Annotated in this window: 12 protein-coding genes; 4 read left to right on the top strand and 8 right to left on the bottom strand. The window is 61.2% G+C overall.

Features of this window, described 5'->3' with window-relative positions; translation table 11 throughout:
* Window positions 1-263 precede the first annotated feature (263 nt).
* Entirely contained in the window at window positions 264-1661 is a 1398-nt protein-coding gene (locus P8T11_RS02305) for a PLP-dependent aminotransferase family protein (RefSeq protein WP_268078524.1), read from the bottom strand.
* Here P8T11_RS02305 and P8T11_RS02300 point away from each other — a divergent pair.
* From P8T11_RS02300 to P8T11_RS02290, 3 genes are read left to right on the top strand one after another with little or no spacing between them, the layout of a single operon-like run.
* Window positions 1660-4032, top strand: coding sequence for an arylsulfatase (locus tag P8T11_RS02300; protein WP_268078525.1), 2373 nt, complete (start codon window positions 1660-1662; stop codon window positions 4030-4032). The two genes, P8T11_RS02305 and P8T11_RS02300, sit on opposite strands and share 2 nt — an antisense overlap.
* A 58-nt stretch (window positions 4033-4090) precedes the next feature.
* A complete protein-coding gene (locus P8T11_RS02295; RefSeq protein WP_268078526.1) occupies window positions 4091-5071 on the top strand; it encodes a Bug family tripartite tricarboxylate transporter substrate binding protein in 981 nt (326 codons plus the stop codon).
* 60 nt (window positions 5072-5131) lie between these two features.
* Window positions 5132-6727 carry a GMC family oxidoreductase gene (locus tag P8T11_RS02290; protein WP_268078527.1) on the top strand — a complete coding sequence of 532 codons (1596 nt, stop codon included), beginning with the start codon at window positions 5132-5134 and terminating at the stop codon, window positions 6725-6727.
* A 106-nt stretch (window positions 6728-6833) separates the two neighbouring features.
* On the opposite strand, the gene P8T11_RS02285 is transcribed toward P8T11_RS02290, so the two are convergent.
* The 6 genes from P8T11_RS02285 to P8T11_RS02260 form a co-directional block, all read right to left on the bottom strand.
* Window positions 6834-7907, bottom strand: a complete 1074-nt coding sequence (locus tag P8T11_RS02285; RefSeq protein WP_268078528.1) for a hypothetical protein — start codon at window positions 7905-7907, stop codon at window positions 6834-6836.
* A 157-nt stretch (window positions 7908-8064) separates the two neighbouring features.
* Window positions 8065-8856, bottom strand: a complete 792-nt coding sequence (locus P8T11_RS02280) for a PAS domain-containing protein (protein ID WP_326494500.1) — start codon at window positions 8854-8856, stop codon at window positions 8065-8067.
* Between the two features lie 154 nt (window positions 8857-9010).
* Entirely contained in the window at window positions 9011-11419 is a 2409-nt protein-coding gene (locus tag P8T11_RS02275; protein ID WP_268078529.1) for a TonB-dependent siderophore receptor, read from the bottom strand.
* Between the two features lie 96 nt (window positions 11420-11515).
* Window positions 11516-12478, bottom strand: a complete 963-nt coding sequence (locus P8T11_RS02270) for a FecR domain-containing protein (protein WP_268078530.1) — start codon at window positions 12476-12478, stop codon at window positions 11516-11518.
* Window positions 12475-12993 carry a sigma-70 family RNA polymerase sigma factor gene (locus P8T11_RS02265; RefSeq protein ID WP_268078531.1) on the bottom strand — a complete coding sequence of 173 codons (519 nt, stop codon included), beginning with the start codon at window positions 12991-12993 and terminating at the stop codon, window positions 12475-12477. Before P8T11_RS02265 ends, P8T11_RS02270 begins: the two co-directional genes overlap by 4 nt.
* A 212-nt stretch (window positions 12994-13205) precedes the next feature.
* Window positions 13206-14189 (bottom strand): NADPH:quinone reductase, encoded by a 984-nt coding sequence (locus tag P8T11_RS02260; protein WP_268078532.1) that lies wholly within the window; start codon window positions 14187-14189, stop codon window positions 13206-13208.
* Window positions 14190-14333: 144 nt separating this feature from the next.
* Here P8T11_RS02260 and P8T11_RS02255 point away from each other — a divergent pair, with 144 nt between their 5' ends.
* Complete coding sequence (locus tag P8T11_RS02255) at window positions 14334-14678, top strand: winged helix-turn-helix transcriptional regulator (RefSeq protein WP_259248722.1); 345 nt, start codon at window positions 14334-14336, stop codon at window positions 14676-14678.
* Between the two features lie 86 nt (window positions 14679-14764).
* On the opposite strand, the gene P8T11_RS02250 is transcribed toward P8T11_RS02255, so the two are convergent.
* Window positions 14765-17212, bottom strand: coding sequence for a TonB-dependent siderophore receptor (locus P8T11_RS02250; protein ID WP_268078533.1), 2448 nt, complete (start codon window positions 17210-17212; stop codon window positions 14765-14767).
* Window positions 17213-17261 lie beyond the last annotated feature (49 nt).

Genomic DNA, 17261 nt, shown 5'->3' with positions numbered 1-17261 from the left:
CGTGGCACCTATCGCCGTCAATGCTATTGGTATGCAATTTCCTCGCAATCAATTCCTCCTGGCTTTCCTGATGGTCTGACAGCGGACTTTCATGCCGACGGCAAGCATGCAGCTTGAGGCGACGGAATTTTTGACGAAATTTAGATTACACCGACCCAGGCGGATATTTCTCAATCGTCAAATTTTGATGCAATCGATCGACGCACCGGCCTGATCCAGGTGATTTCAAACTGCGCGCGCCCCACATTGATCTCATGCTCAAATCAGCGCCACCGATTCACTTCTTGCCAAACAAGCTCCATATGATCGGTAGCTTCCATGAAGCCAACGTTGAAGCGGAACCAAGGCGATCGACCGCTGCTATTCGGCAGGAATATCGAGCCTGGCGCAAGCGTTATCCCACGCTCCAACAACTTTTTGGCGAAGGCCGTCGAATCGTTTACACCCGGCAGCCTCGCCCACAAGAACAAGGTGCATTCCGGAGAGCAGAAGACGCTTGCCCCATGGCTCTCGAGCTCGGCCAGCGCGACCTGTGTCGCGCGCCTGGCCCGGTTCTGGAGATCGACAACATGGCGTTCGAACCGTCCTTCCGTAATGACAGCGTCCACTGTGCGCTCGGCATAAGGCGAGCTATTGAGCGACAGCGTGGTCTTGACCTCCACCAGCGCACGAGCCAGTGCTGGCGAACACACCAGAAAGCCCACTCTGACCATGCTCGATAGACTCTTGGAAAAGCTGCCTACATAAACCGAATGGTCGAGCTCCCGGTCAAGGCGAGAAAGCCGGAGGCTCTGCGGCGGCTTGAAGTCAGCAAGTGCATCGTCATCTACTACCAACACTCCGGCCTTCGACGCCAAGCGCATCAACGCCGAGGCAACTTCCTCGGTGATATCACTGCCCGTCGGATTGTGTGCGGTGGACTGAGTAAAGAACAGCTTGGGCTTGAACCGGCTGATGGCCTGTCGGAACGACGGTAGATCGGGGCCCTCTGGAGTACGGGGTATGCCAACAATATTCGCGCCCTGCAATCGCAGTTTGTTATACGTGGGGTAGAACCCTGGGACGTCTACCAATACGGTGTCCCCTGGCCGCACAAATCGCCGAATCATGATGTCGACCGCCTGATACGAGCCTTGTGTCAGAACGATCTGATCGGTGCGCGCGGAGATCCCGTAGGCGTCGAGTTTGCGTGCGATGCTCTGTCGTAGAGGAAGATAGCCGAACGGATCACCGTAGCGGAAGTTCGTACCCAGGCCACTGCGACCGATCTTTTGCATGTACCGATCCAGCCTGCAAGTCTCCAACCACTTCGAGGGGGGTAGACCGTCGCCGATCGAGGGGCTACCGCCCAATGCGTGGAACTGCGATCGGTCAATGCCTACCGAAGCCAGCGCCTGATCCAGCGCGGGTGCCCAGCCGTCGGCCGAAATCGGAGCCCCCCGCGCGCCCGTCACGTAAAAGCCCGCGCCGCGCCGTGGCTCCAGAACACCTTCCGCGACCAATAGCTCATACGCCTGAACCATCGTGTTCTTGGCGACCCCTTGCATTTCGGCATGAGTGCGCAGCGAAGGCAGTTTTGACTCCGGCGGGAAATGGCCGCTCGCGATCTGAAGCCGAATCTGGTCAGCGATCTGACGCGTCAATGGTTTGAAGATTTCCATGAAGATTACCGCTGCCCTGACAAGGTCAAGTGTCGTCAACTGTTGCGGACAACTGTACCAATATTTTGTAGGTACACCAATCTATAGTCGTCTCCAAGGCCAAGAACTCATCGGAGACAAAGTCATGCCAGGATCATCAGAAGACAGCTTCAACGGCGTCATAGGTAGAACCTACAAGGATTCCCGCCCGGATTGGCCCAAGAAAGCCAGCGCGCCGGCCGGCTCACCCAATGTCGTCTTCATCGTGCTTGATGACGTCGGCTTTTCCGACCTCGGTTGCTATGGATCAGAGATCAGAACTCCGCGCATGGACGCATTGGCAGCTGGCGGACTGAGGTACAGCAACTTTCATGTCACGGCAATGTGTTCTCCCACTCGCGCCTGCTTGATGACAGGCCGAAATGCGCACTCCGTGGGTGTGGGCATTATTTCCGAATGGGCAAACGGCTTTCCCGCCTATCAGGGAAGAATCACCCGGAAGGCGGCCACCTTACCCGAGATTCTCGGCGACCATGCCTACGGCTGCTATGCCTCGGGAAAGTGGCACTTGACCAACATGGCCGACTACGGTGCTTCCGGCCCGCATGGCGACTGGCCCCTGGGCCGCGGTTTTTCACGTTGGTACGGTTTCCATGGCGCGTTGATAGACCAATGGAACCCGGAGCTATACGAAGACAATCACCCTTTTCATAAAGAACCTGAGCCCGATTACCACCTTTCGACAGACTTGGTGGACCGTGCCATTGGCCACATTCGCGACCACGTCACGTCGTCCGACGCCAAGCCTTTTTTTACGTATCTCGCTTTTGGCGCCTGCCATTGGCCGCACCAGGTACCTGACTCGTACATCCAAGGCTATCGGGGTACCTATGAGAAGGGGTGGGATGCCATTCGCGACGAACGCTTCAAGCGGCAGAAGGCCATGGGTATCGTCCCGGGCTCGGCCACGATGGCTGGCCGCAACCCCGGTGTTGATGCCTGGGAGGACATACCGGCAGACATGCGCAAGCTCGGCTGCCGCCTTCAAGAAACCTATTCCGCATTCCTTGAACACACCGACAATGAGATCGGCCGATTGGTCGACTTTCTAGAATCCACCGGGCAATTGGACAATACGCTCATCGTTCTCGTGTCGGACAATGGCGCAAGCCCCGAAGGCGGACCGACCGGCGCCATCAATATGCGCAAGCATATGACGCACGAACAGGAAACCGTGGCTGACGCCTTGGGCAAGCTGGACACGATCGGTAGCGAGTACTCGTTCAGCCACTATCCGATGGGATGGGCTCAGGTTTCGAACACGCCGCTCAAATGGTACAAAAAAGACACCCATGGCGGTGGGATTCGCGCCCCGCTGATCGTCCATTGGCCTGCAGGCATTAGCGCACGTGGTGAGGTCCGCACGCAGTTTCATCATGTGGTCGACATCGTTCCCACCGTGCTCGACTGCATCGGTGTGCAAGCGCCGAAGGTTTATCAAGGTACCGAGCAACTGCCTATCCACGGTCAAAGCATGCGATATAGCTTTGACGCGCATCAGGCACCCACCAACAAAACGACGCAGTATTTCGAGCTGCTGGGCGACCGCGCCATCTGGCATGAAGGCTGGAAGGCAGTCGTACGCCATAAGAAAGGCGAGGATTACGACACTCAAGATCGTTGGGAACTCTACAAGCTAGATGAAGACTTCACCGAAACCAAGGACTTGTCGCAAAGCCATCCTGAGAAATTAAAAGAGATGCAAGACCGCTGGTGGCAGCAAGCCGATGAGTTTGGCGTTCTGCCGCTCGACGACCGAGAGTCCGAACGGGCCCGGGAATTCCTGTTTGCCTCCAAGCGTTCACGGTATGAGTTCCTACCTGACATGGCGCGGGTGGACCGGTTCCTGGTGCCAGAAATCAGTGATCGCAGCTATTCGATTACCTCGATCTTGAAAGACCTGCGGCAAGATACCGAAGGCGTAATTGTTTCATGGGGAAGCCGCTTTGCAGGGTTCGCGCTGTATGCGTTGGCGGGAAAACTGGTTTACGAATATGCGTACACAGAATCCGTCTCTCATCAGATGCAGGCGGACCTTCCCACCGGCGACGCCTCTGTAGAAATCCGCTTTACCCGAACGGGAACCAATGCGGGAACGATGGAAATGATCGTCAATGGAGCGCGCGCCGCCGCGATTGACCTACCCAAGATGTGGTGGACATACAGCACAACATCGGGCCTGACCTGCGGCCTTGCCGGCGTCCCATTAAGCGAGAACTACAAGCCGCCCTTCCGGTTCCAGGCTGGAATTGAACGCGTGATCGTAGAACTGGCCGACGACGGCGGAGACCATCGCGAGGCTCAGGCCTGGACCGTATTCAAGCAACAGTAGTGATCTCCGGGGAGAAAAAATCCCCGGCAAAACCATAATTATTCCGTGGAGAGAGACAATGTTTACAACAGCATTAGTGCGCGGACTGTGTGCGCTGCTTCTGACGGCCGCCACCGCGGCTCCGCCAACCGCGGCGGCCGCATACCCGGAACGGCCTATTCGATTGATTGTTGCGTATCCGCCTGGAGGCACGACCGACTTGCTTGCCAGAAGGCTGGCAAAGGAACTCGGTGCCAGTTTGGGCCAGTCCATCGTCGTAGAAAACAAGCCGGGCGCCGGGGGTAATGTGGGGGCAGCCATCGTCGCGAAGGCTGATCCCGATGGTTACACGCTTGGCGTCGGCACCGCGGGGAACCTGGCTCTGAACTATGTTTCCTACAAGAATATTCCCTACGATTCGCGTAAGGACATCACCCCGATAAGCGTACTCGCCGATGTTCCAAATGTGATTTTCGTCGCCGGAAAATCGCCCATCAAATCACTGCAAGACTTGATATCCCATCTGAAAACCACCAAGGGCACCTTTTTTGGTTCGACCGGGGTAGGCAATGGCCCTCACCTGACTGGCGAGTTGTTCAAAGCAAGGGTTGGGGCGGATTCAACACACGTTCCGTATCAAGGCGCGGCGCCTGAAATCACCGCCCTGCTCAGTGGGGAAGTGGATTTTGGCTTCGACAATTTGACCTCATCCCTGCCATTCATCCAGTCAGGAAAACTGACGGCGCTGGCCGTGACCAGCGTGAGCCGGTCCCCGTCCCTGCCCCAGATTCCGACTGTTCAAGAGCAGGGCATGAGCGACTTTGATGTCACGGCATGGTTTGCGCTTTTCGGCCCCGCAAAAATGAACCCGGCAGTCGTGGCAAAGCTAGAGCAAGCAATCGCCGCGCTCAAAACGAATAAAGATTTTCTGGATGCGCTTGCATTCATGGGCGCCGAACCTCAGCTTAGCGATGGAAAGGCATTGCATGAGCTGATCGAGAAGGAGCGCGAGCGCTGGCCCAAGCTTCTGCAAGACGCTAATGTGCAGCTCGCCAAATAATCTGGCGCCCAAGCGGCCTGTTTGCCACACGCATAACTTTTCGCCTGAGCGCGTCGATTCATGAATCAATTCGACTACATCATTGTTGGCGGCGGCACGGCCGGTTGCATTCTGGCAAACCGGCTGTCCGCGACGGGCCGATTCCGCGTCTTGCTCTTGGAAGCCGGCGGCAAGCCCCGCAACCCTTGGATCAACATTCCCGCCGGCTTCAGCAAGCTGCTGGTGAACCGGAACTACAACTGGCGCTTTAGCACCGAGGCAGAGGCCGGCACCAAGCAACGCATCATCGCGATTCCACGGGGCAAGGGCCTGGGCGGGTCGACGTTGATCAATGGCATGATTTACGTGCGAGGCCGTCCCTGTGACTACGACGCTTGGCATAGGCTGGGTGCGCAGGGTTGGGACTATCACACGGTGGCCCCCTACTTCCACAGAGTCGAACACTACGCGGAATCCAGTTTGCAGCGAGGACGCGAAGGGCCTGTGCACGTGGAACGCGTGCGCGAGCGGTTTCCAATTGCCAGCGCGTTCATCGACGCAGCAAAGCAGGCAGGGCTTCCCTACAACGAAGACTACAACGGCGCTCAACAATTTGGCGTGGGCTTCTATCAAGTTACGCAGCATAAGGGCCGCAGATGGAGCGCCTATGATGCCTACCTCCGCCCGGCGCTTGCGCGCCCGAATCTAACCGTGGTCACAAACGCTCAGGTACTCCGGCTGAACCTGGACGGCAAACGATGTGTTGGCGTGACTTATCGGATCGGTAGACAGCAGGTATGCGCAAGCGCAAAGGCAGAAGTCATCCTGTCCGCTGGCGCCGTGCAATCTCCGCAGGTGCTTGAGCTCTCGGGCATCGGGCAACCTGACTTGCTGGCATCGATAGGGATTCCCGTGCGCCATGCCCTGCCCGGCGTGGGTGAGAACTACATAGACCACTACGCAACGCGAATGAACTGGCGGGTCAAGAACACCGTCACCCTCAACGAGATGGCACGTGGCTGGCGCTTGGCAAGAGCGGTTCTACAGTACGGCGCGACCCGTAAGGGAATACTGACGCTTGGCACCGGTCTGGTTAACGCTTTCGTAAAAACCGAGCCACAGCTTTCCGAAGCAGACTGCCAGTACTTCTTTGTCCACGCCAGCTATGCCAACGCGGCAGAGCGCATTCTGGACCGCAAACCCGGCATGACGATCGGGGTATCCCAACTACGCCCGGAATCGACGGGATCCATCCATATCAAATCAACCGAGCCGGACTGCCAGCCATCCATCCGTCCGAACTTTTTGTCTGCCGTAAGCGATCAGGAGTGTCTGGTGCGCGGCATGCGCCTAGCCCGCGAAATCGTTGGAAAATCTGCCATGCAGCATTACATCGACCATGAATTGAGCCCGGGGCTGAACACCTTGAGCGATGAGGCATGGCTGGATTTCGCCCAGCAGAATGGTCAATCCATCTATCATCCCATCGGTACATGCCGGATGGGCAACGATAGTCGAGCCGTCGTGGACCCTCGCCTGCGCGTGCAGGGACTTCAGAACTTGCGCGTGGTGGACGCTTCCGTCATGCCTGCCATGATATCGGGCAACATTCAGGCTGCGGTCATGATGGTCGCGGAAAGGGCATCCGACCTGATACTTGAGGATGCGCGGTCGTAGACAGACACGGACGTGCAATCGGTCAGGCTGACACGTCCGTTTTTTACGGGCCAAATTCAGTAAACCAAAGCTCAAGTGGGATGAAATTCGACACCGCTGCCAATAGCTACTTCGGTTCCGCCCGCATCACATTCGGCGATGCCTTGTCCACCGGTTTCATATGCAGTGTCGGCGCCCGGTAAACCAGCTTGTCCAGCACACCGTTCAGCTTGGGCATGTTGAAGCTCGCGGCGCTTGGTGCCTGGCGGAAATCCTGCACACTGGTGCTCAGTCGCTCGACCGTGATCGATTGCATGGCGCATCTGACCTGATCGCCTCCCGGCTCGCACATCTGCTTGATCAGCACCGGTTGACCTTCCATCGGGACGAAGCCATCAGTCAGCACCACCTCGCCCGCTTCCAACTTGATCGAGGCGATCGGCTCAAACGTCAGATCCACATCCAAGCCCGCCGCCGAGTCCAGCTCGGCCGTACCCTCGGTGACAGCGAGTTCCGCACTGCGCTGCCAGCGGAATTCGCGGGCGGCTTCATCGCAGCCTCCGCCCAGCCGCAACACCACCTGGCAGCCCTCGCCCAGGCCGTCGTCGGTTGGGTTCTTGGGCTGAGGCCACGGGCCCGTCTTCTTGAAGACGTCATCATCGCGGTACCGCATCGTCGACATGCCGATCTTCTGCAGCAACGCCGTGGTGTCCGGATGCCATGTCATACGCGGAATCGTCGTGTTGGGCACGTGGTAAGTGATCCGGTCTAGCTGGTATTCGCCTGGCCAGACGGGAATGACCTGATAGGTCATCCTGCCGTGCGCGGTCTGGAACAAGGGTCCCGTATCCAGGATATCTAGCTTGTGCGCGCCATGGCCGACGGTGATCGCCAAGCCGTGATCAGTCTTGTGATTCCAACGCGTCAACATGCTTTGCTGACGCAGGAATTTCTCGCGCGTTGCCCGATCGTCGAAGTCTCGCTTGGGGCCGTCATCCAGGTTCAGGGTCGGAATCACCAGCAAGGCCATGCCTTCCTGCACAAATTCGGCCAAGCCGCTGTCACGGTTCTCGCGCGTCCGCTCGGCCGCGGCCTTGGATTTGGCGATCAGCTCTGGGTCGGGAGGCGGTAGCGCAAACGCAAGACTGGGTGCCAGCAATCCAACAAGACAAAGACGGGCGAGAACCGGCAAAGGCGACATCGTTTTTCGTTCCTATGTTGGGTCGGGGGATTGCCCTGCGGCGCGTGCGGCACGCGCAAAGCCCTCGGCGACAGGCTCGCGCAGGAAAAATAGCCTGGCCATGATATCCAAATGCTGCGCGCCTGACGACGCAACCGGAATTCGTTGAACAATGGTGTCAGACTGCGATTTCGCGCCGAAATTGCAGTCTGACACCATAGATGCCATTTCGCGCCGAAATTGCAGTCTGACACCATAGATGCCGGCTGATCACTTTGCCGCGGCTGCAGATCCATTTGTAGCTGCCGTCCTTGCAACGGATGCGGTGCTCGACTTCGTAGCTATCGGTCTTGCCATCGAAATGGTCTTGCATGGCGGCGCGCACATAGCCCAGGTCGTCCGGATGCAGGCGGGTATAGGCGTCCTCGATGCGCGTCGAGAGTTCCGATTCACCATAGCCAAGCAAGGCCTTCCAGCCCGGCGAATAGGTAATCTCGCCCGTCACCACGTTGCGGTCCCAGACCCCCGTGCCGCTACCCGCGATGGCCAGCGACAGCTTGCGGGCTTCTTCACGCCAGTTGTCTTCATCGGCGCGTTCGCGCATCAGCGCCTGGCGCTGTTCGATGGCCGCGGCCGCCAGGCCAGCCATCTCCTGCAAGGCCTGGCGGTCTTCGTCGCTGAAGTCGCGCGCCTGCCCGTGCAGCAGCCGCAAGCCGCCCAACAGACGCCCATCGGCGGCGCGCACGGGGCATTCGATGGACCAAGGCGGGGAATCCGCGGGCGGCGGCGTGCCGTCCACCGCCCGCCATGCGCCATCGGCGTCGGTGTACGCCAGCAGTGCCATGTCCACGCTGAACAAGCGTCGGGTCAGGCGCGCCAGCCGGTCCAGGGTGCCGTCGAGTTCGCAATGCGCGCCGCCCGCGGCATCACCAGGGGAGCGGTTTGGGTTCGGATCGCCGATTACGGACATTTCAGGACCTGATCAATGCGGGAGTCACCGGTACAGCCGGGTGGCGCGTTCCTCACATTTTGTCACGTTTCATACCAAAATTGCATCGCCACGTTCCTTGCTGTCGCGCATGAATGACGAATCGCAGTGGACCCACAGCCCCGGCCCGAGACCGCTAGAACGTAGCGCGCAGCGCCAGTTGGAACGTGCGCGGCTGGCCAAAGTAATTGAAGTAGTTGGTGTTGCCCACCGACTGGTAGTAGCGCCGGTCGAAGAGATTGTCCACATTGAACTGCACCGCCAGGTTCTTGCTGACGTCGTAGACCGCGTGCAGGCCGACCAGCGTGTAGGCGCCCTGCGAGATCCTGTACTCGTTTTCACCCGGCGCGCTGGCGTTGAAAATGCCGCTCTGCGCATAGACCGAGCCGCCCACGCGCAGCTTGTTCCATTGGTCCGGCAGGCGGTAGTCGGTGGACACCTTCAGCAGGTGGCGCGGAAAGGTGCTCGCAAACGTCTGGCCGGCCTGCGGACCCTGCGCGTACTTCGATTGGGTGTACGTGTAGCCCAGGCTGACGTTCCACGCCGGCGTGATGGCGCCGTTGATCTCAAAGTCGACGCCGCGGTTTCGCACCTTCTCGGCAGCACGGAAGCAGGAAAGGACGCCCGGCGGGCACAAGTCGATGTCGTCGATCTGGTCGGCCCGGCCCTTCTGGTCCGTCTGGAACAACGCCAGCGCGGCGTTCACCCGGCGGTCCATGAATTCGCCCTTCAGGCCGACCTCGTAGTTCTGCCCCGTCATCGGCGGCAGCACGCTGCCGTCGACGCCAATGTTCGCCTGCGGTTTGAAAATTTCGGTATAGCTGGCGTAAGCCGACAGGTTTTCATTCAGGTCCTGCACCACGCCGGCATACGGTGTGACCTTGCCGCGCTGCTCATAGCGGCTTCCCGTGCGCACGGTGGTCTGCGCGAAGCTGTCGTATTCGAACCAGCTCATGCGCGCGCCCACGAGGAAGGTCGTGCTGTCGGTCAGGCTGAAGCGGCCGGCGGAGTAGATGCCCTGCTGCTTCTGCGTGATGTTGTATTGCCACATGTCCACGTCCAGCCCGGTCGGCTCGGGCGGATTGAAGGCGCCCAGCTCGTTCATGTCGAACAGGTACGAATAGCTGGCGTCGCGCCCGCCGTGATAATCGAAATCGTCCTTGCGCGTGGAGGCGCCCACCACCAGCTCATGCTGACGACCCAGCAATTGGAACGGACCGGACGCGTAAGCGTCCACCCCCCACTGCGTATCGTTGAAATGGAAGAGGCGCGGATTTAGTGTGAAGAGGTCGCCGGTGGTGCGCTGTGTGTAATTACCCAGGAAATCCGACTTGGCGGACAGCCAGTTCCCGGCCAGGGTGAACTTCCAGCCGTTGTCGAATTCGTGCTTGATGTCGGCGAACAGGTTTGTGTAGCGCTTGTTGACGTAGTTCCAGTCGCCAACCAGCGCCGTCTTGCGCGACATCGGGTAGAACGAACCGTCGGCCTGCGTCGGCAACCCGGACCAGTCGTAGCCTTGGTTGCGATCCTTCTGGTAGGTCAGGCCCGCCGTTACCGTGGTGGCGGGCGTGATGTCGGCCTCCAGGATGCCGTAGAAAAGCGAGTTCTCCTTGCCCGCGTGTTGCTGAAAGTCGCCCGAGTTGGTGTAGGCCATCACGGCGCGTCCGCGCAGCGTCTTGGCGTCGTTCAGGGGCGAGGACACGTCAAGCATGGTGCGGTAGTCGTCCCACGAACCCGCCGACAGCGTCATGACACCCGTCGTCTCGTAGCCAGGCCTCTTGCGCACCAGGTTGATGGAAGCTGCCGGATTGCCCGCCCCTTCCAAAAGGCCGGTGGCGCCGCGCACCACCTCGACCCGGTCATAGATCTCGGTGGTGGGCTTATTGATGGCGTCGAACGAATACGGGTTGGTGATGTTGACCGGCACGCCGTCGATTTGCAGGTTGTCGATCTGCTGGCCACGCGCCTGGTACACCGAGCGTTCGGAACCGCTCTGCACCACCGAAATGCCGGTGGTCGCCTGCAGCACATCGTCCAGGTTCTGCATGGACTGGTCGTCCATGCGCTGGCGCGTCACCACCGTCACCGATTGTGGCGTTTCGCGCGGCGACAGGTTCAGACGCGTGGCGCTGTTCGTCGCCTGCACGACGTACGTGCCGCTGGTGTCCACTGGCGGCAGCATGCCGGACACCGTGACCGGCGCGAGCGTGGTGGTCTGGGCGTCCGGCGCACGCCGCAGGGTCAACGTGCCATCCCCAGCCCGCGTCGATTCGAGCCCGCTGCCCGCCAAGGCTGCACGCAGCGCCGCGTCCGTGGTGTAGACGCCCCGCACGGCGGGGGCATTCAAGCCGCGCACGAGCCGCGGGTCGTAGGACACCACGGTCCGGCTCAACCGCGCGATCTCGGTCAGGGTGGCATCCAGGCTGCCAGCCGGCAGATCGAACGCAATGGACGCCCGCGGCTGGGCATAAGCCGGCAGGGTGAGGCTGGATGCCGCCAGGACTACGGCGGTGCATAGAACATGGGGAACAGGAAATACGCGCATGAAGATCTCCGATACGTTGCGCACAGCGATATGTAGACATGTGCCGCGAGATCGGAAAAGTGACACTCCCCATGCGAAAAAAGTTGAAAAAGCCGGTCAGGCCGAACGTACGTCGATCAAGGTCAGCCAACGCGTGTAGCGGTTGACGGTGATCGGCAAGGTATGTTCCAGCGCGCTGAGCGCACGGTCGGTATCGTCCAGCGGGTACAGGCCGGACACCGCAAGGGCGGCGGCCCGGGGGCTCACGCGCAGAAGGCCCGTCCGGTAGCGGCCCAGCGCGGCGACAATCTCGCCCAGCGGCTGGTCGCGGGCCTTGAGCCACCCCTCGCGCCAAGATGCCGCGTCTTCCATTGGTTGCGGCCGGTCCGCCCAGGCATTGCCAAAGCGCACCCCTTCCCCGAAGGCCAGTGTTAGTCGCTCGGCCTCGCGCGGGAGGACCTCGATACTGTTTTGCAACGCCACCGCCACGCTGGCCTGCGGCTCCAGCCGGACCATGCAGCCGGCACCTGCGCTGCGAACCTGCCCGTGCGGTGTATGCACGTCGAACAATGCGGGAAGGCCCGCGCGCGGCTGGACGACCAGGGCACCTTCCAGGAGACGCACGCTGCGCGTCTGTGCCGTGAACTCCAGGTCTACACGGCTGCGCGCGTCCAGCGTCAACAGGCTGCCGTCCGGAAGGGTGAACTCCCGGCGCTCTCCGGTGGCGGTGCCCAGATCGGCCACCAGATTGCTCAGCGGCGAGACCCGGTTCGCCACCCACGCTCCGGTCGTCGCCGCGCCCACCAGGCCGGCGACATTGAGCAGCATGCGACGGCGCGTGGGACGCACCAGCGTACGCCGCAAGGCGTGATGCTCATTCTTCATTACGGCTTCGAGCCGCCCCACCGAATTGCTCAGCCCTTGCTGCAGCCGGGCCCAGGCACGTTCGTGGGCGGGATCGGCCGCGCGCCACGCCGCGCATGCGCTGCGGTCGGCTTCCGTCGCCTCGCCGGACGTCAGCTTCAGCCAGAAGCCGATCGCGCGGTCGCCGGTGTCGGTAGTTGCCGGCTCGCGGCTCATGGCGCCTCCGCCAGCGCATAGCAGCGCTGCAAAGCCTGCGCGATGTACTGCCGCACCATGCTCACCGATACGCCCAGCGCGACGGCGATCTCTTTGTGCGTCAGGCCGTCGAGCTGGCTGTATAGGAAGGCCGCACGCGCCTTGGCGGACAGGCCATCGAGCATCTGGTCCACCTGGTGCAGCGTCTGCAGAATAATGAGCTGCTCCTGCGGGGACGGGGCGAACTGCTCGCCCTTGTCCAACAGGCTTTCGAACCAGGCGGCTTCAAGTTCCCGGCGGCGCCACAGTTTCCAGATCAGCCGCTTCGCGATCGTGATGATGAGCGCGCGGGGTTCGCGCGCCGAAGCCAACATGGGGTTCTGGATCAACTGGACGAACGTGTCGCCCGCGACGTCCTCCGCATCCTCAATGTTGCGTAACCGGGTGTAGAGGCGGCCCAGCAGCCATGGCCTGTCTTCGGTATAGATGCGGGCCAGAAGGTGCTGGTCCGATGTAAGCGTGGAACGCGGGAGCATGTGCGGCGCAACGGGTGGCTGAAGAATGAATGGGAATCTATCTCATTCTACATCTGGCATCCCGATATGGCTGCGTCGATGCGCTGATGCCACGTCTGCACGGATGACCGCTTGGGTCGAAAGCACCCCGCCAGTAACGCGGCCAACGGCAATCCACTGCAGCAAGAGGGGTGTTACGGCGTGCAGCGGTTCAATCAACCACCAGCCGCCGCTCACAAAGCGATAAGTACCTTGCCCATGACCGACGCCGATTCAAGCGCATTGTGGGCTTCTGCAATCCTTTCCAGCTCCACCCTCATCCCGATATGCGGCGCATAGTTGCCGCTGGCCAAGCATGCGGTGATCTCCCTGATCGCGTCGGCTTTCGCCGCCACGGGCACCGAATAGATGTACACGAATCGCAGCACGCATCCAAGCACCATTGCGCTTAACAGCGGCAGCGTGAGCGTATCGGTGGCATGCGTCATCGCGTAGGAACTGATGATGCCCCCGGGGGCCAGGCACGCCATATCGATATCCAGGTTCGCCTTCACGTTGACATCGACGACGCGGTCCACGCCCACGTTGCCGGTACGTGCCTTGATTGCCGCGGCGACATCGTCGTTCAGGCGGTCCAGCACCAGATCCGCCCCTGCCGCGCGCGCAACGGCGGCCTGCGCTTCGTTCATGACGGTGGCCGCGACCCACGCGCCCGCCCACTTTGCCAGCAGGATGGCGGCGGTGCCGACCACGCCCGCGCCGCCCTGCACCAGTACATTTTTCCCCTGAATATCACCATCGGCGAAGAGGCAGCGATGGGCCGTCAACGCCGGGATGCCCAGTGATGCCCCGACGTCGAAAGACACGTTGTCGGGCAGTGGCACGGCTTGCGCGGATGGCACCACCACATATTCGGCCGCGGTTCCTGTCGGCCTGCCGTACTGCGCCTCGTAGATCCATACCCGCTGGCCCAGCCGATTTTCCGCTTCCGAATCACCAACGGCATCAATGACGCCCGCGCCGTCCTGGTGCGGAATGATCCGCGAGTACGGCATCGCGGACGAGAACCCGGTGCGGGCCTTGAGGTCAGTGGGGTTCAGCCCCGACACGTGTACGCGTACGCGGACTTCACCGGGGCCGGGTTGGGGAATGGGTAGTTCAGCAACGCAAAGCACCTCATCGGCGGGGCCTTGGCGTTCGTAAAAGGCGGCTCTCATGGATTTGTTCTCCGTGTTGGAAGGCGCTCCTTCCGTCAGCCGGCATTATCAAAACCCAGTGTCTTTTTTACAAGTAGGCACACCTTTTATACATAAGGATAAAAACTATACTATTGCGACTTTACGCGTACTAACGGAGCATCTATGGCCCAAGGCAAGCTCGATCAATACCGATGCGCGGTGGAGATCACCGTCCACATCGCGGGCGGCAAATGGAAGCCCTTGATCATTCACTACCTGCTAAGCGGAACCAAGCGTTTCGGCGAACTGAAAAAGCTGATCGGCGGCGTCACGCAGCGCTCGTTGACGTTGCAACTGCGCGAGCTTGAAGCAAGCGGCATAGTCAGCCGTGAAGTGTTTGCCGAAGTGCCGCCACGGGTGGAATACACGTTGACGGCACTTGGAACCACGCTGGCTCCGACGCTGGAAGCGATGAAGTCCTGGGGCGAACACTACGTGGCGAGCAAGACCCGCAAAAGGAAGGGCTAAGCGCAGCGCACTACCCTTCCCTGCTTGGAGAAAGGACGCCCCTAAGTCCGGCACGGCCGCCTACGCCGCCGTGCCGGACTCAGCATTCAATACTTGTAGTTCACGCCCAGCATGGCGCTGAACGGCGCGCCGTAGTAGTTGCTGTAGACGTTGGTGCTGGCGTAGTACTTCTTATCGAAGATGTTGTTCAGGTTCAAGGTCGCCGACCATTGGCGGTTGAACTGGTAGCGAGCCATCAGGTCCACCAGCGCATAGCCGCTTTGCGACGATTCAAACTGTTGCCCACCGGGGCCACGCATGGAATAGTCGCTGCCGCTTTCCCAACGCACCCCGCCGCCCACCGTCAGCCCACTCAGGTCGCCCGGCAGGCGATAGGTGGTGTACAGCTTGGCGATGTGGCGCGGCAGGCCTACCTGCGTGATGAAGCCTTGCGGCAGGCGGCGGTCTACATAGGCGTACGACAACTGCATCTGCCACCCTGGGGTCAGCTCGCCGCTGAGCTCTGCTTCGACACCGCGCATCACCGCGCCATCGGCGGCCACGTAGGCGCTGTCGCCATTGGGCGCCAGCTTGTCGCCGTCGATCATGGCGTAGTTGTCCTGGCGCGTGCGGAACAATGCCAGCGACCCGTTCAGCTGGCCATCCAGCCACGTCGACTTCAGGCCGATCTCGTAGGTATTGCCCTTGATGGGTTCCAGCACGCCGCCCGATACGTCCTGCGCCTGCTGCGGCTGGAAGATGCTGGTGTAGCTGGCGTATGCCGACAAGGTGGGCGTCAGGTCGTAGACCAGGCCCGCGTAAGGCGTGTAGACGCCCTGCTCGCGCATATTGTCCGGGTACGACGTACCGTCGTTGTAGTTGTAGGACGCCTGCTGGTCCCACCACGTCACGCGCGATCCCAGCACCACTGACAAGGCATCCGTCGGGCGCAGGCGCAGCGCGCCGTAGATCGACGATTGCTTCTCGGTGTAGTAACGCTTGCCCGTGGTCTGCCAGTCGGGCTCGGGCATGTTGCCGGACCAATCGCGGATGTCGGGGATCTTGGCGTCATAGCCCGGCGCCGTCCACAGCGGGTACATGTCGTAGTCGCCCCGGGTGCGCGACAGGCTGGCCCCGACCACCAGGTCGTGCTGGCGGCCGAACGCGTTGAAGGCGCCGCTCAGGCTGGCGTCCACGGCGTTCTGGGTTTTGGGAATCGGCCATTTGGCGACCCACAGTGATGCGCCCCGGCCCGTGTTGGGATCCGCCCAGCCGTTGCTGCTGAACCAGCCATAGGTGCGGTCGTTGTCGTCACCCGTGTGCGACACGGTTACCGAGCCTTTCCACAGCGGGGCAAACTCGTGGTCCAGCGTGGCGAACACGTTGTAGCGGGTGCGGGTCTGGCGGCTCCAGTCGGTGGCCGAGTTGAAGCTCTGGCGGAAATCCGTTTTCGTGCCATCCGCGTATGCAGCCGGAAAGCCGAAGTACGAGCACGCCGTGCAGTGCTTGCGCTGGTACTCGCCGCCCAAGGTCAGCATCGTGCGTTCGCCCAGGTCGGCCTCGATCACGCCATAGAGCAGTTGCGAATCCTGCTTGACGCGGTCGATGAACGAGCCGCCCTCTTGCCACGCACCCACCACGCGGCCGCGCAGTTTGCCGGCTTCGTCCAACGGGCTGCCCAAATCAAATTCCGTGCGCTTGTAGTCCCATGACCCCACCGCCGCGCCCACGCCGGCCTGAAATTCCGGCGTCGGCCGCTTGCGCACCAGGTTGATGGACGCCGCCGGATTACCCGCGCCGTTCAACAAGCCCGTTGACCCGCGCACCACTTCAATCCGGTCATACAGCGCAGTGTCCAGCCCCAGCGCATTGAAGTCCTTGTGCGTGGGCACGCCGTCCACCTGCATGTTGGTGACTTCCATGCCGCGCGCGTACAAGCCTTTTTCGTTGTCGTCGGCCGATCCCTTCTTCTTGAGGGTCAGCCCGGGCGTGTTGGCGATGGCGTCTTCCAGCGTATTGAGCCCCTGGTCCGACAAGCGTTGGCGCGTCATCACCGACACCGACTGCGGCGTCTCGCGCAAGCTCATCGGCAGCTTGGTGGCCGTGGTGGACACGCCCACCGTGTACGAGTCCGTGCCTTCGCTAGGGCCGGGTTCACGCGAACCCAGGACCTCGACGGGCGCCAGCGTCTGCGCGGACGCGCGCCGCACGCCGTAGTTGTTGCCGCCCTGGCTGACCGCTTCCAGCCCCGTGTCCGCCAGCATTGCCGCCAGCCCCGAGGCAATGCCGTATTCCCCTTGCAGGCCCGCGCTTTGCTTGCCCTGCGTCAGCGACGCATCGAAGGACAGCACGACGCCCGCCTGCGCGGCAAAGCGGCTCAAGGCCAAGCCCAGCGGCCCGGCAGGCACGTCATAACGACGCGCGCTGGCGGCCGAATCAGCGGCTTGGGCCCAGGCGGGCGGGGCGGACGCCAGCGCCATCAAGGCGGTAAAGAGCGCGCACGCAACGGGCGCCAAGGTGCCGGGGTGGCGATGTTTGGACGGTAAGGAAGGCATGGGATGAAGGTTTCCGTGAATCAAATCCGACGTAATCCCTGCTAAGTCG

This window comes from Achromobacter spanius, from assembly GCF_029637605.1.
GTDB lineage: Bacteria > Pseudomonadota > Gammaproteobacteria > Burkholderiales > Burkholderiaceae_B > Achromobacter > Achromobacter spanius_E.
The sequence above is the reverse complement of the archived record's forward strand: the minus strand, read 5'-3'. Positions and strand labels throughout refer to the sequence as shown.

What these genes read in the sequence shown, in the direction of transcription:
- P8T11_RS02300 (WP_268078525.1), top strand. Translation starts at nt 1,660, where the DNA reads ATGAAGATTACCGCTGCCCTGACAAGGTCAAGTGTCGTCAACTGTTGC.
- P8T11_RS02305 (WP_268078524.1), bottom strand. Translation starts at nt 1,661, where the DNA reads ATGGAAATCTTCAAACCATTGACGCGTCAGATCGCTGACCAGATTCGG.
- P8T11_RS02295 (WP_268078526.1), top strand. Translation starts at nt 4,091, where the DNA reads ATGTTTACAACAGCATTAGTGCGCGGACTGTGTGCGCTGCTTCTGACG.
- P8T11_RS02290 (WP_268078527.1), top strand. Translation starts at nt 5,132, where the DNA reads ATGAATCAATTCGACTACATCATTGTTGGCGGCGGCACGGCCGGTTGC.
- P8T11_RS02285 (WP_268078528.1), bottom strand. Translation starts at nt 7,907, where the DNA reads ATGTCGCCTTTGCCGGTTCTCGCCCGTCTTTGTCTTGTTGGATTGCTG.
- P8T11_RS02280 (WP_326494500.1), bottom strand. Translation starts at nt 8,856, where the DNA reads ATGTCCGTAATCGGCGATCCGAACCCAAACCGCTCCCCTGGTGATGCC.
- P8T11_RS02275 (WP_268078529.1), bottom strand. Translation starts at nt 11,419, where the DNA reads ATGCGCGTATTTCCTGTTCCCCATGTTCTATGCACCGCCGTAGTCCTG.
- P8T11_RS02270 (WP_268078530.1), bottom strand. Translation starts at nt 12,478, where the DNA reads ATGAGCCGCGAGCCGGCAACTACCGACACCGGCGACCGCGCGATCGGC.
- P8T11_RS02265 (WP_268078531.1), bottom strand. Translation starts at nt 12,993, where the DNA reads ATGCTCCCGCGTTCCACGCTTACATCGGACCAGCACCTTCTGGCCCGC.
- P8T11_RS02260 (WP_268078532.1), bottom strand. Translation starts at nt 14,189, where the DNA reads ATGAGAGCCGCCTTTTACGAACGCCAAGGCCCCGCCGATGAGGTGCTT.
- P8T11_RS02255 (WP_259248722.1), top strand. Translation starts at nt 14,334, where the DNA reads ATGGCCCAAGGCAAGCTCGATCAATACCGATGCGCGGTGGAGATCACC.
- P8T11_RS02250 (WP_268078533.1), bottom strand. Translation starts at nt 17,212, where the DNA reads ATGCCTTCCTTACCGTCCAAACATCGCCACCCCGGCACCTTGGCGCCC.